At 38.6% G+C, this 12561-nt stretch carries 13 protein-coding genes and 1 pseudogene; 3 read left to right on the plus strand and 11 right to left on the minus strand.

Going from position 1 to position 12561, the window contains the following annotated elements; translation table 11 throughout:
* Window positions 1–150 precede the first annotated feature (150 nt).
* Both KSHG_RS07235 and KSHG_RS07240 read left to right on the plus strand, forming a co-directional pair.
* A complete protein-coding gene (locus tag KSHG_RS07235) occupies window positions 151–1122 on the plus strand; it encodes a TIGR01212 family radical SAM protein (protein ID WP_010303872.1) in 972 nt (323 codons plus the stop codon).
* Window positions 1119–1697, plus strand: coding sequence for a class I SAM-dependent methyltransferase (locus tag KSHG_RS07240; protein WP_010303873.1), 579 nt, complete (start codon window positions 1119–1121; stop codon window positions 1695–1697). Before KSHG_RS07235 ends, KSHG_RS07240 begins: the two co-directional genes overlap by 4 nt.
* Window positions 1698–1760: 63 nt before the next feature.
* On the opposite strand, the gene KSHG_RS07245 is transcribed toward KSHG_RS07240, so the two are convergent.
* The 7 genes and pseudogenes from KSHG_RS07245 to KSHG_RS07275 form a co-directional block, all read right to left on the minus strand.
* Entirely contained in the window at window positions 1761–2183 is a 423-nt protein-coding gene (locus KSHG_RS07245) for an OsmC family protein (protein WP_010303874.1), read from the minus strand.
* Window positions 2184–2194: 11 nt separating this feature from the next.
* Window positions 2195–2944, minus strand: a complete 750-nt coding sequence (locus KSHG_RS07250; protein ID WP_010303875.1) for an amino acid ABC transporter ATP-binding protein — start codon at window positions 2942–2944, stop codon at window positions 2195–2197.
* A gap of 12 nt (window positions 2945–2956) precedes the next feature.
* Window positions 2957–3598 carry an amino acid ABC transporter permease gene (locus tag KSHG_RS07255; protein ID WP_010303877.1) on the minus strand — a complete coding sequence of 214 codons (642 nt, stop codon included), beginning with the start codon at window positions 3596–3598 and terminating at the stop codon, window positions 2957–2959.
* 17 nt (window positions 3599–3615) lie between these two features.
* Window positions 3616–4445: pseudogene (locus KSHG_RS16355) on the minus strand (substrate-binding periplasmic protein).
* A 10-nt stretch (window positions 4446–4455) separates the two neighbouring features.
* Window positions 4456–5070, minus strand: a complete 615-nt coding sequence (locus KSHG_RS07265; RefSeq protein ID WP_010303879.1) for a TetR/AcrR family transcriptional regulator — start codon at window positions 5068–5070, stop codon at window positions 4456–4458.
* Between the two features lie 161 nt (window positions 5071–5231).
* Window positions 5232–6674, minus strand: a complete 1443-nt coding sequence (locus tag KSHG_RS07270; RefSeq protein ID WP_010303882.1) for an alanine/glycine:cation symporter family protein — start codon at window positions 6672–6674, stop codon at window positions 5232–5234.
* A 418-nt stretch (window positions 6675–7092) separates the two neighbouring features.
* A complete protein-coding gene (locus KSHG_RS07275) occupies window positions 7093–7896 on the minus strand; it encodes an alpha/beta hydrolase (protein ID WP_010303884.1) in 804 nt (267 codons plus the stop codon).
* Window positions 7897–8016: 120 nt separating this feature from the next.
* On the opposite strand from KSHG_RS07275, the gene KSHG_RS07280 reads away from it, so the two are divergent.
* Window positions 8017–8544, plus strand: a complete 528-nt coding sequence (locus KSHG_RS07280; protein ID WP_010303886.1) for a gamma carbonic anhydrase — start codon at window positions 8017–8019, stop codon at window positions 8542–8544.
* Between the two features lie 69 nt (window positions 8545–8613).
* Here the strand turns inward: KSHG_RS07280 and qoxD are convergent, their stop codons facing one another.
* From qoxD to qoxA, 4 genes are read right to left on the minus strand one after another with little or no spacing between them, the layout of a single operon-like run.
* Complete coding sequence (gene qoxD / locus KSHG_RS07285) at window positions 8614–8895, minus strand: cytochrome aa3 quinol oxidase subunit IV (RefSeq protein WP_010303887.1); 282 nt, start codon at window positions 8893–8895, stop codon at window positions 8614–8616.
* Between the two features lies 1 nt (window position 8896).
* Window positions 8897–9499, minus strand: coding sequence for a cytochrome aa3 quinol oxidase subunit III (gene qoxC / locus KSHG_RS07290; RefSeq protein ID WP_010303889.1), 603 nt, complete (start codon window positions 9497–9499; stop codon window positions 8897–8899).
* Window positions 9499–11460 carry a cytochrome aa3 quinol oxidase subunit I gene (gene qoxB, locus KSHG_RS07295; protein ID WP_042231481.1) on the minus strand — a complete coding sequence of 654 codons (1962 nt, stop codon included), beginning with the start codon at window positions 11458–11460 and terminating at the stop codon, window positions 9499–9501. The genes qoxC and qoxB overlap by 1 nt, the downstream gene beginning before the upstream one ends.
* 47 nt (window positions 11461–11507) lie before the next feature.
* Window positions 11508–12440, minus strand: a complete 933-nt coding sequence (qoxA, locus tag KSHG_RS07300; RefSeq protein ID WP_010303899.1) for a cytochrome aa3 quinol oxidase subunit II — start codon at window positions 12438–12440, stop codon at window positions 11508–11510.
* Window positions 12441–12561: the final 121 nt, after the last annotated feature.

Here is a 12561-nt window from a genome sequence, read left to right on the forward strand (position 1 = left end):
TCCTCTATTTTTAATTCTTTTGTCATCGTATCAGACGATGACCTAAATTGACAATAAGTGAAAACAAACTCATACTTTCGGCTGAGTAAAAAAATATCGTCTAGCCCGTTTCATCATGTTACAATGAATTGTTGAGGAGTGAATTGAGAAATGACAGAAACAAATCCAACTGAATTTCCGTTTCCATCTGACGGAAAACGTTATTATACATGGAATCGCTATTTACGCGATGAATTTGGCTGTAAAGTTTATAAAGTCGCATTAGACGCAGGTTTTGATTGTCCAAACCGTGATGGTACAGTTGCATTCGGTGGCTGTACTTTTTGTTCAGCAGCAGGCTCTGGTGACTTTGCAGGTGATCGTGTTGATCCCATTCCAGTACAATTTGAAATGATTAAAGAACGTATGCAACATAAATGGAAAAATGGTAAAACGATGGCCTATTTCCAAGCGTATACGAATACACATGCACCACTTCCTGTTTTAAAAGAAAAATTCGAAGCAGCACTTGCTTGTGAAGGTGTTATGGGTCTTAGTATTGCAACGCGTCCAGACTGTTTACCAGACGACGTCGTAGAATATTTAGCCGAATTAAATGAACGTACGTATTTATGGGTCGAACTTGGTTTACAAACGATTCATGAACGCACAGCTAATTTAATTAACCGCGCGCATGACTTCCAAACGTACGTTGAAGGCGTTGAAAAACTTCGCAAACACGGTATTCGCGTCTGCACACATATTATTAACGGTCTTCCACTTGAAGATTACGATATGATGCTAGAAACGGCTCGCGTTGCAGGTCAACTGGACGTACAAGCGATTAAAATCCACTTACTTCATTTATTAAAAGGGACACCTCTCGTAAAACAATACGAAAAAGGGCAACTTGAATTAATGGAGAAAGATGCGTACATCCAACTCGTAGCAGACCAGCTTGAATTAATTCCACCTGAAATGGTCGTACAACGTATTACAGGTGACGGTCCGATTGATTTAATGGTCGGTCCAATGTGGTCTGTAAACAAATGGGAAGTACTAAATGGAATTGATGCTGAGCTAAAACGACGTGATAGCTGGCAAGGGAAATTATATAAGAAAGAAGACGTGACAACAAAATGAAGCTCGAACGCGTATTAGACTACGCGAAAACATTGTTAAGACAATCGATTGATTTTGGAGATGTAGCTGTGGATGCCACAGCTGGAAACGGGCATGACACATTGTATTTAGCCAAACTCGTTGGCGATACTGGTCATGTATTTGCATTCGACGTGCAACAACAAGCACTCGATGCGACAGCTGCTCGTTTAAAAGAACATGAACTTTTTGAACGTACGACATTAATTTTAGACGGACACGAAAAAGTTAAACAGTATGTCGAAGAACCGATTGGTGGTGCCATTTTTAATCTTGGCTACCTTCCAGGTGCAGACCATACTGTTACAACGCACGGTCAAACGACGATTGACGCCATCAATCAATTGTTAGTACGTCTTAAAATAAATGGCATCATCGTACTCGTCGTCTATCATGGACATGAAGGTGGTAAAGAAGAACGTGATGCGGTACTCCACTTCGTCGAACAACTACCTCAAAAACAAGTCCACGTGTTACGTTACGACTTTTTAAACCAAAAAAATGACCCACCATTCATTATTGCGCTTGAAAAAGTAAAACCGTATACCGTTTCATAAACGGCAGTCGAACATAAAAAAAGGAGGAAATGCACGTATGCATTTCCTCCTTTTTTGTATCGTTTAATCTTCCGAAACTTCCTCACCGTTTAAAATAAGAGAATGTGTAATTTCCGTACGTAATGATGCTGATACGGCACAATATTTCTCTTCTCCTAATTTAATCGCTCGCCATACTTTTTTCGCTGCGATGTCACCATCTACGTGAAAAGTAATATGTGCTGTCGTAAACGATTTCGGTAATTCTTCTCGACGTTCGCCGTCTACGATGATTTCTAATTTTTCAATTTTGTCTAAATGAGGTTTTAAAATCATCGTTACGTCAATACCGATGCAGCCTGCTAAAGCACTCAATAACATTTCTGTAGGTGTCGGTGCAGAAGAATCTCCACCGTAGTTAGAAGTCGCATCCATCGTCATTGGGAAACCTGTATCACCAACGGCTGTAAATGCTCTCCCGCCTGTCCAATTCGCTTTAATTTGCATGAATAACACTCCTAAAATTCATTTACTTTTTGAATAAATTGTTGTGCACGCGCTGTTTCCGGCGCTTCAAAAAACTGCTTCGGATTTTTCGCATCTTCGATAATTTTGCCATCTGCCATAAATAAAATTCGATCTGCCACATCTCGCGCAAAGTTCATTTCATGTGTGACGATAACCATCGTCATGCCATCTTCAGCTAAGTTTTTCATTACGTTCAATACATCTCCAACGAGCTCTGGATCGAGGGCAGATGTCGGTTCGTCAAATAACATTAAAGCCGGTTCCATCGCAAGTGCTCTCGCAATCGCAACACGCTGTTGTTGACCACCTGATAAATGCGATGGATAAGCATCGATTTTTTCTAACAAGCCTACTTTTTCAAGCAATGCTTTCGCACGTTTTTCAGCGTCGACTTTTTTCATTTCTTTCACGACAAGTAAAGATTCCATAACATTTTCTATGACCGTTTTATGAGGGTATAAATTAAACTGTTGGAAAACCATACCCGTATGTTGACGAATTGCGAAAATTGCTTGTTGCATTTGTCGCTTTTTCATATCGGCATCGAGTGTATGATTGTTCACCGTAATTTTTCCGCTCGTTAATTGTTCTAAACCATTCAAACATCTTAAAAAGGTACTTTTACCCGAGCCTGAAGGTCCAATTACTGCCACGACTTCGTGCGCAGGAATCGTTATCGAAATATCGTGTAGCACTTCATGATCGCCGAAGCTTTTCGCTAAATGTTCTACTGTAATCATCTTCATTGCTCCTTAATAAACCGATAATTTCTTCTCGATTTTCCCTAAAATAAATGTAAAGAACATACTCATCACCCAGTACATCACAGCGATTGCTAAATAGAACGGTAAGTACGTATAATACTGAGCAACTAACAATTGGGCTGCTCGCATTAATTCTGTTACGGCGATAGCCGACACGAGGGATGTTTCTTTCAACATCCCAACGAACGTATTCCCAATCGGTGGAATCGCATAACGGAAAGCTTGTGGAATGACGATACGTCGCATCGCTTGTCCTTCTGTCATACCAGAAGCGAGTGCCGCTTCCATTTGACCTTTCGGTACAGATTGCAATGCCCCACGGAAAGCCTCCGCTACGTATGCCGCAATATTAATGCTTAAAGCGATACATGCAGCCGGAATTGGCTCTAGTTGTAATCCAAAATCACTTAGTCCGTAATACACGATGAAAATTTGCACGAGCGGTGGCGTACCTCGAATAATCGATACGTAAAATCGTGCAATATTTCGTCCGACGCTATTTCCTTTAACGCGTAAAATCGCAATTAAAAGTCCTAAAATTAAGCCGAAAAACATCGAAATAATTGTAATCATTAACGTGTAATATGCACCTTGCAATAAAAATTGCCAGTTATCCAATATTAGTTGCACAGTTAGTCCCTACTTTACTATTTTGTATATTCTTCTTGTGGTTCTTCGTTAAACCATTTTTTATAAATTTTCGTATATGTGCCGTCTTTTTCCATATCATTTAATGCATCATCTAGTGCTTTTACTAAATCTGATTGACCTTTTTCAACGGCAATCGCTGCTTTATCTGATTTTAAAGCTTCACCAACTGCTTTAATTTTGTAACCATTTTCTTCAATGACTGGTTGAAGGGCAAAAACGTTGTTCACAGTCGCATCAATACGACCTGCATTTAAATCTTTTAATGTCGTAATAACATCATCGTACGTATTAATTTTAAAATCGCCTACTTGTTTCATTAACTCTGTACGTAGGTATGTTTCATCATTTGTACCAAGGCCGACACCGATTTTTTACCTTTAAAATCTTCTACTGTTTTAATTGTCGTATTGTCATCTTTAACGATTGCTTTTACTTCGTTTGTAATGTATGGTTCTGTAAAATCAATTTGTTTTTTACGTTCGTCTGTAATCGTTACTTGGCTAACGAGCATATCAAATTTACCTTTTTGAAGTCCTGGAATTAAACCAGAAAAATCTTGTGCTACAAATTTCGCTTTTACGTCCAAACGTTTCGCAACTTCTTTCGCAATGTCAACGTCGAAACCTGTGTATTCTTTATTTTTGTCCATGTAGTTATATGGTGCATATGTGCCCATGATTCCGACTGTAATTTCGCCATCTTTTTGAACTTGTTTTAATACGTTGTCGTCCGCGCTTTTATCACTTGACGACCCACAAGCTCCTAATACTAATGCTGATGCGGCAACAAGTGACGCAAAAATACCTGCTTTTTTCATAACGATAATTCCTCCTAGTTTATACTCCAAAGATTCCAAAGAACTCAAAGTGAACCGTATTTTCCACTAGTTCACTTAACGATTTGTCATGCAATGTTTCATCTCGTTCCAACCACCTGATTAGCACGCCTTCCATTAAACTCATAATGAAAATCGCTTGAATTGCAGGCGTTTTATTTTCTGCAACCATATGGAATTTTTGCGCTTGCTCAATATTGTGTGCAAATGCACGTTCCATATTTTTTTTAATCGCTAATACTTGTTGTTGTAACTTCGGTTCTGTATGCACACCTTTAAACAATAACATCATCAAAAAACGGTTCTCTTCTGCAAAACGAAAAAGAGACTCAAATAATTTAGTAGAAGATTGAACCGATGTCGATACCGGCACTTTTTCGTCCCGATATCCAATCGCAATACGTTGTAGTATTTGTTCATTTCCCCGTTCTAATATATATGAAGCAATTTCTAACTTACTTTTGAAATACCAATAAAAAGTTCCTTGCGAAACGTCGGCTTTTGAAACGATATCGGACACTTTTGTTTTCGTATAACCAACCGTTCCAAACATTTCAAGTGCAATGTTAACAAGTTGTTCTTTTCGTTGTTCCTTCGTTATTTTTTGATTATCCATCGTTTATCCCCTAACTGACTCGTCAGTCAATTGAATTCCTATAGAAATACTATATTTTAATTTTTTGCTTTTTGCAACAAATTTCACTTATCCGTAAACAATATAAAAAACGAACTAATCCCTTTAACCAATTAAAGGAATTAATCCGTTTAAATTACGTACTATTTTTTCGATTTCATCCAAAAATCGGCATTTTTAATACCTAGTTTTTCTGGATTAAAAACAGGATCTTTCCCTGCTTTTTTTTGTTGTTCAAAATCTTTCAAAGCAATTAATGCAGGTTTCACTAAGAATAATAATGAAATGACGTTAACCCACACCATAATGCCTAGACCGATATCCCCTAATGTCCACGCTGATTCAGATGGACGTACGGCACCGAAATAAGTCGCTATTAAAATGATTACCTGCACGATACGAATTGCGATTTTTTGACGTTTGCCATCAAAAATATATGCGACGTTCGTTTCTGCAATATAGTAGTAAGCCATCGTCGTTGTAAAAGCAAAGAAGAACAACGCAAGTGCGACGAAAATCGTACCGAAACCATCAATTGGAAATGCGGCGTCGACCGCCTTTTGTGTAAAGGCTGTACCCGCTTCGATACCTGGAATATTCTCAACGATAAATTTCCCTTTTCCATCGTCTTCTTGTACGTTATACATGCCTGTAAATAGCACCATAAACGCCGTTGCCGTACAAACTAAAAACGTATCAATGTATACGCTCGCCGCTTGTACTAAACCTTGTTTCACTGGATGAGATACTTCTGCTGCTGCGGCAGGATGGGCACCTGTACCTTGTCCGGCTTCATTTGCATAAATACCACGTTTCACACCCCAAGCGATTGCTGCACCAATTATCCCACCGAACATCGTATCAACTCCAAACGCACTTCGTAAGATTAGGCCGAATATGGCTGGGACTTGATCAATATTCAAAATAATAATAATGGCTGCAACGAGAATATATGCCGCTGCCATAAACGGAACGATGACCGATGCTGCATTGGCGATTCTCTTCACGCCACCAACGATAATCAACCCTAAAATTAAACAAACACCTAAACCTGACACCCAATGCGGAATAGCAAATGCATTATTCATCGCATCTGCAATCGCATTGGCTTGAACAGTCGGTTGTAAAAATGACATGGCAATCAATGCTGCAACAGCAAAAATCATTCCTAACCAACGTTTCCCTGTAAACTTATGTATGTAATAAGCTGGACCACCACGATATACACCATTTCGTTCTTCTTTATAAATTTGTGCCAAAGTAGATTCTACGTAAGCTGTTGCAGAACCGATGAAAGCAATAGCCCACATCCAAAAGATTGCCCCTGGACCACCGAAAGCAATCGCTGTCGCTGTTCCTGCAATATTCCCTGTTCCGATACGACCTGAGAGTGCCATCGACATCGCTTGGAATGATGAAACACCGGCTTCAGATTTCTTGCCGGTGAATATTTGTCCAAACATATCTTTGAGAAATCGTACTTGTACACCTTTCGTAGCAATCGTGAAAATTAAACCGACAATCATTATGCCGTAAATCATCCACGGTCCCCAAAGTAAATCATAAATTTTTTGAATGACTTCCATGTTGTTCGTCCCTTCTAGTTGCGTTCGTCTTTTACTAAATATACTAAAATAATCTTTCGCTATAACAATATATTCATTATAAGAAACAAACGAACTAAAATAAAGAGGTTCCACCAAGAAAAACATTCCAACGATAAAAACATACTATTGTTCTATTTTTTGTACTCTGTAAAAATACATTTATTATTTTTCAATAAAATAAAACGTTGATATATCAATGTTCTTTGTATTTTTTGTAAAAAACTAAAATTGTTCTCCTTAAAAAACTTTATATCATATCCATAAAATACCACGTTTTGCACCGTGTGTTTTTATAGGAAACAAACATATTTGTTTAAAATAAAAAATACGAATTCTTCAAAAAAAGAAGAATTCGTAAAAAACGAACATTTTTAATTAAATATAATTAATCGTTCGTTTAATTAACGATATAACCAATAGATTTCAATTCATTCAACAAGAAACTTTCTACATACGAGAAAATAATATCTCGCTCAGGTTCTAAATATAAGTCGTGGTGGCATCCTTTCCATTCCTTATATGTAAATGCTGATAATTCTTGTTTTAAGAGCCATTTCTTCGCATACGTCACATCTACTACTTTATCATTTCCACCGTTCATCATTAAAACAGGGACGTTTGGCAATTTTTGCGTTGATTGTTGCAAAGCTTTCATAAAATGGTGCAGTTCATTGTACCAACGCACTGTTACTGTAGAATTATACGTTGGATCGTCTTTCATTTCTAAATAGGCATCATAGTTACGTGTTAGCTGTTTAAACGTCACATCATGTCTAATTTTTAAGGACCCCGCAACTTTACTAAAACCTGGTAACGCATTCGTTACACGTGATGGTTGATGTACGAGTTGAAACCATGTCGAAGTTAAAATAAGCCCAGCAACTTCGTAACCGTACTTCATTACACCGTATAACGCAAATGTAGCACCCATACCGTGTCCAAATAAAAATACAGGCAAATTATACTCAAAAGCCGTTTCCATCATGCGCTTCATATATTTTTCATATTCTTTAATCGGTTCATCATGTGCTTTGCGATGTTTGCTCTCTTCTCCATGCCCTGGCAAATCACCTGTAATTACATGAAAACCTCTAGAACGCAATTCTTCAATTAACCATGCGTAGCGTCTATGGTTTTCGTACGCATTATGTACGATTACCGCAATCCCTTTCGGTTGGCCATCTGCCTCCCATTTCCACATTGTCATTCGCCCCCTCTTTTTGCTCTTTCTATTGTAACGCATATAAGACAATAACTGTTCCAATAACCTACATACTTTGATACGATAACTATAACTTTTTAAGAAATGAGGAGATTGATCATGCTTTACCCTTTCAAAGATAAAAAACCGACAATTGATTCATCTGTATTTTTAGCAGATGGTGTTGTCATTACAGGCGATGTCACAATTGGCAAAGATTCTTCTATTTTTTTCAATACGGTCATTCGAGGCGACGTATCGCCAACAATGATTGGCGAACGTGTAAACGTTCAAGATTTAAGTTGTTTACATCAGAGCCCTGCGTATCCGCTCATTTTAGAAGATGATGTAACGATTGGTCACCAAGTAACGTTGCATAGTTGTCACGTGAAAAAAGGTGCTCTCGTAGGCATGGCTTCTATCGTATTAGACGGTGCAGAAATTGGCGAAGGCGCATTCATCGGTGCAGGTAGTCTCGTAACACAAGGTAAAATTATCCCACCGAACACACTCGCTTTCGGTAGACCTGCTAAAGTCGTACGTGAGTTAAACGATGAAGATCGAGCAGATATGGCACGTATTTTGAGTGAATATCAAGAAAAAGGGCGCTATTATAAATCGGTCCAACAAACACCCATTTCTAAATAAAATAACGATAAAAAAGGTTGCAAGCATATGCTTGCAACCTTTTTTCGAGGGAACTAAACTTTTACGGGATTAGTAACCCCAGATCATACATAATAGTGAACCGATAATTGTAATAATACCGATACCGAATGCGAATAATGTCGCAACCCAAATATCAACTTTATCGTCTGTTTCACCGATGTGCATGAATAACATTAATTGGACAGCTGCTTGAATCAATGCTGTAACAAGCAGAATAATCATACCAACTACCATTGATACGTCAAACCACACAACGGACAGTGCAGCGATTGTTAGAATAAGAGATCCAACGAATCCAACGACGTGTTCTTTAGGGAACAATTCTGCCATATTACATCAATCCTTTCAAGTAAATAAAGCTGAAGATGAAGATCCATACAACATCAAGGAAATGCCAGTATAGTGAGAAGATAAACGCTTTATTCGCTGTACGAGCGTTAATTCCACGACGAGCAATTTGGATGATGATTGAAGCACCCCAGAATAAACCGAATGTTACGTGGGCTCCGTGAGTACCGATTGTTGTCATTAATGATGATACGAATGCACTTGTTTGAATTGTAGCGCCATCATGAACGTATGTGAAGAATTCATCAATTTCAACTACTAAGAAGCCTAAACCTAAAATCAATGTCAAGATGTAAAATACGATCATTGGTTTTTTACGACCAAGACGCATTGCATGAACACCTAAACCGATTAAGAATGAACTTGTTAGAAGTAAGAATGTTTCAATTAAAACTGGTGTTAATTCGAAAATTTCTGCACCAGTAGGACCTGAACCTGTACGATCTTGTAACGTGAAGTAAACTGTGAATAATGTAGCGAACAACACGATCTCAGCGCCTAGGAAAATCCAGAACCCGTAAATATTCAGACGGTTTTGCTCTGTAGAATATTCTAATGGTTGAGTATGGTCTGTGTTATGAGACATTATTTAGCACCTCGCAATCCGCCATTTGAATCATAAAGGCGTTCTGTTTCTTCGATTTCAGCTGCATGTAAGTGGTAACCATCATCTTTTTGGAATGAACGGTGAGCCATGAATACAAATGTAATCACTAAACAAATAGCAGCTGGAATCCATTCTCCCCAAACGAAGAAGAATGCCCATAATGTCATGACAATACCTTGCCAGAAGGCAGTTTGAGAGTTGTTTGGCATATGGATATCTTTAATTTCACCAGCTTGAAGGTTACGTCCTTCTTTCTTAGCAAACCAAAATTCATCAAGTTGAGAAACTGTTGGAATAACTGAGAAGTTGTAAGCAGGAACTGGGTTGTGTACACACCATTCAAGTGAACGTGCATCCCATGGATCCGAACCTTCGTTGCGTGGTGCGTGACGGAATGAATAGTAAATGTTGTAACCAATTAATAAGAATGTAACAGCCATACCTAAAGCACCTACGAATGATACCATTGATAATGGACCATAACCAGTTGATGCTGAGTAAGTGTACATACGACGAGCATAACCATCTAAACCAAGAATAAACATTGGGAAGAACGTTACATTGAATGATACTGCACAAGTCCAGAACGCTGCTTTACCAAGTTTTTCGTTAAGACGGAAGCCCCAAATAATTGGCCACCAGTAGTGGTAACCCGCAAGTAATGCGAATACCGTACCAGGAATTAATACATAGTGGAAGTGGGCAACTAAGAATAAAGTATTGTGATATTGATAGTCAGCACTTGCCATTGCTAGCATTACACCAGTAACCCCACCGATAGTGAAGATTGGAATAAAGCCTAATGCGTAAAGCATTGGTGTTGTGAATGAAATTTTACCGTGTCGCATTGTAAGCAACCAGTTAAAGATCTTAACACCTGTTGGTACAGCGATTAACATTGTAGTAATTGAGAATACACCATTTGTTAATACGCCGTGACCCATTGTGTAGAAATGGTGGGCCCATACTAAGAATGCTAGTACAGAGATAACTACCATCGCAGCTACCATTGAGCCATAACCGAATAAGTTTTTACGTGAGAACGTAGAGATAACTTCAGAGAAGACCCCGAATGCTGGAAGGATTACGATGTAAACCTCAGGGTGACCCCATACCCAGAATAAGTTCGCATAAAGCATATCCATACCACCGTCGCTCATAGCGAAGAATTTAGTACCCATTTGACGGTCTAAAGTCATCATAGCCATTGCAACAGTGATTACTGGGAACGCACAAGTGATGATTAAGCTTGTAATTAAGATTGACCAAGTAAACATTGGCATTCTCATAAGCGTCATACCAGGTGCACGCATTTTCATGATCGTCGTAATGAAGTTAATACCTGTCATTAACGTACCGAAACCTGAAATTTGGATTGACCAAGCGTAGTAGTTATTACCAACACCTGGGTTGTACTCAGGACCTGCAAGTGGGAAGTAACCTGTCCAACCTGCGTTTGGTGATCCACCAAAAATAAACGAAATGTTAAGTAAGATTACACCAGCTACTGTTAACCAGAAGCTTAGTAAATTTAAGCGTGGGAATGCTACGTCACGAGCACCAATTTGTAGTGGAATCGCAACGTTCATAAGACCGATAACGAATGGCATCGCAACGAATAAGATCATTAATAGACCGTGCGTTGTGAAGATTTCGTTATAGTGTTCAGAGTTTAATAAACCATTTTCCGGAATAGCGGTTTGTGCACGCATTAGTAATGCGTCTACGCCACCACGGAATAGCATAATTAAAGCAACAAAAATGTACATTACACCGATACGTTTATGGTCAACTGTAGTTAGCCATTCACGATATAACCAACCCCATTTTTTGAAGTAAGTTAAACCGATTACAACAGCTAATGAAGCTACTACGATACCAATGAAGGTACCGAATACCATAGGTTCTTTTAGCGGTGCAACGATTGCGTCAAAACTCATCAATTTAGTGTGACTCCTTTCTTGCTTCTACTTTTTAGAAGATATTATTATTCAGCTGGGTGACCTTGTTGACGGTGAATATGAAGGCTACCGTTACCAGTTTGATCTGCTTTCGCTTTGTTATAAGTTTCAGCTTTCATCATATCAGCATGTGATGCTGGTGCTGGACTGAATGATAAGTGAGTAGAAGAGAAACTTTCGCGGCCAACGTGGGCAGCGTTAAGTAATTCGTTGAATTTTTCTTCTGTAAGTTTTGGTTCTGAAGATTGAACATCTTGAACCCATTCGTCGTAGTCTGCTTGTTTCATAGCTTGTACTTCGAATTGTTGAGCTTCGAATCCAGGACCGTTAAATAAACTGTTACGGCCGAAGTATTCGCCCTCTTCTTCTGCAGCTAAGTGAATTTTTGTTACCATGTCACTCATTGCATATTTTTGTCCCGCTAATTGTGGAACCCAGAAACTTGTCATCATACCGTAAGAATACAAACGGAATTCGATAGGACGGTCTGTAGGAATGTTTACGTAGTTAACTGTTTCAATTCCTTCTTCAGGATAACTGAAGTGCCATTTCCATTCTGATGATGATGCATAAATTACTAAAGGTGTTTTGTTTGCATAACCTTCAGTTTGTGGTTGTTCAACCTTTTCTAATGACCAAATTGTTACGACAGCTAAGAATGCAACAATGACGATTGGAATTGCAGTCCAAAGAAATTCTAATTTACGGTTACCTTCCTCGTGAGGTGGTTCGTAATCAGCTGGTAATTTGCTTGCACGGTATTTTGTTAATACAACAGCAAGGATAATGTAAACAGCTAAAAGAATGATTATCATTGTAGCGATCGAAATTAAGATAGTATTCGAAAGTGTACGAGCGTTCGGACCTTTCGGATCAAATACCATCAATGGTTCACAGCCAGATAAAACTAGAGCCATAAACGCCATAACAATCGGTAAGATTAGTACTTTTTTTCTCATGTTGTACTCCCTTCTAAAACAACTAATTCTACTTCTAGAATGTTGATTGGATATTGAAGTGTTTCCCCCGATATTTAATTGTGAAGAACAAAAAATATGTGTGAATGTGCGGGATGATTGC

The organism is Kurthia senegalensis (genome assembly GCF_000285595.1).
In the GTDB taxonomy this organism is placed as follows: domain Bacteria; phylum Bacillota; class Bacilli; order Bacillales_A; family Planococcaceae; genus Kurthia; species Kurthia senegalensis.

Coding starts and splice junctions, on each gene's coding strand:
- KSHG_RS07250 (WP_010303875.1), bottom strand. CDS start 2,944: ATGATTACAGTAGAACATTTAGCGAAAAGCTTCGGCGATCATGAAGTG.
- KSHG_RS07275 (WP_010303884.1), bottom strand. CDS start 7,896: ATGTGGAAATGGGAGGCAGATGGCCAACCGAAAGGGATTGCGGTAATC.
- KSHG_RS07245 (WP_010303874.1), bottom strand. CDS start 2,183: ATGCAAATTAAAGCGAATTGGACAGGCGGGAGAGCATTTACAGCCGTT.
- qoxB (WP_042231481.1), bottom strand. CDS start 11,460: ATGAGTTTTGACGCAATCGTTGCACCGCTAAAAGAACCTATGGTATTC.
- qoxC (WP_010303889.1), bottom strand. CDS start 9,499: ATGTCTCATAACACAGACCATACTCAACCATTAGAATATTCTACAGAG.
- KSHG_RS07280 (WP_010303886.1), top strand. CDS start 8,017: ATGCTTTACCCTTTCAAAGATAAAAAACCGACAATTGATTCATCTGTA.
- KSHG_RS07270 (WP_010303882.1), bottom strand. CDS start 6,674: ATGGAAGTCATTCAAAAAATTTATGATTTACTTTGGGGACCGTGGATG.
- KSHG_RS07265 (WP_010303879.1), bottom strand. CDS start 5,070: ATGGATAATCAAAAAATAACGAAGGAACAACGAAAAGAACAACTTGTT.
- KSHG_RS07235 (WP_010303872.1), top strand. CDS start 151: ATGACAGAAACAAATCCAACTGAATTTCCGTTTCCATCTGACGGAAAA.
- KSHG_RS07240 (WP_010303873.1), top strand. CDS start 1,119: ATGAAGCTCGAACGCGTATTAGACTACGCGAAAACATTGTTAAGACAA.
- qoxA (WP_010303899.1), bottom strand. CDS start 12,440: ATGAGAAAAAAAGTACTAATCTTACCGATTGTTATGGCGTTTATGGCT.
- qoxD (WP_010303887.1), bottom strand. CDS start 8,895: ATGGCAGAATTGTTCCCTAAAGAACACGTCGTTGGATTCGTTGGATCT.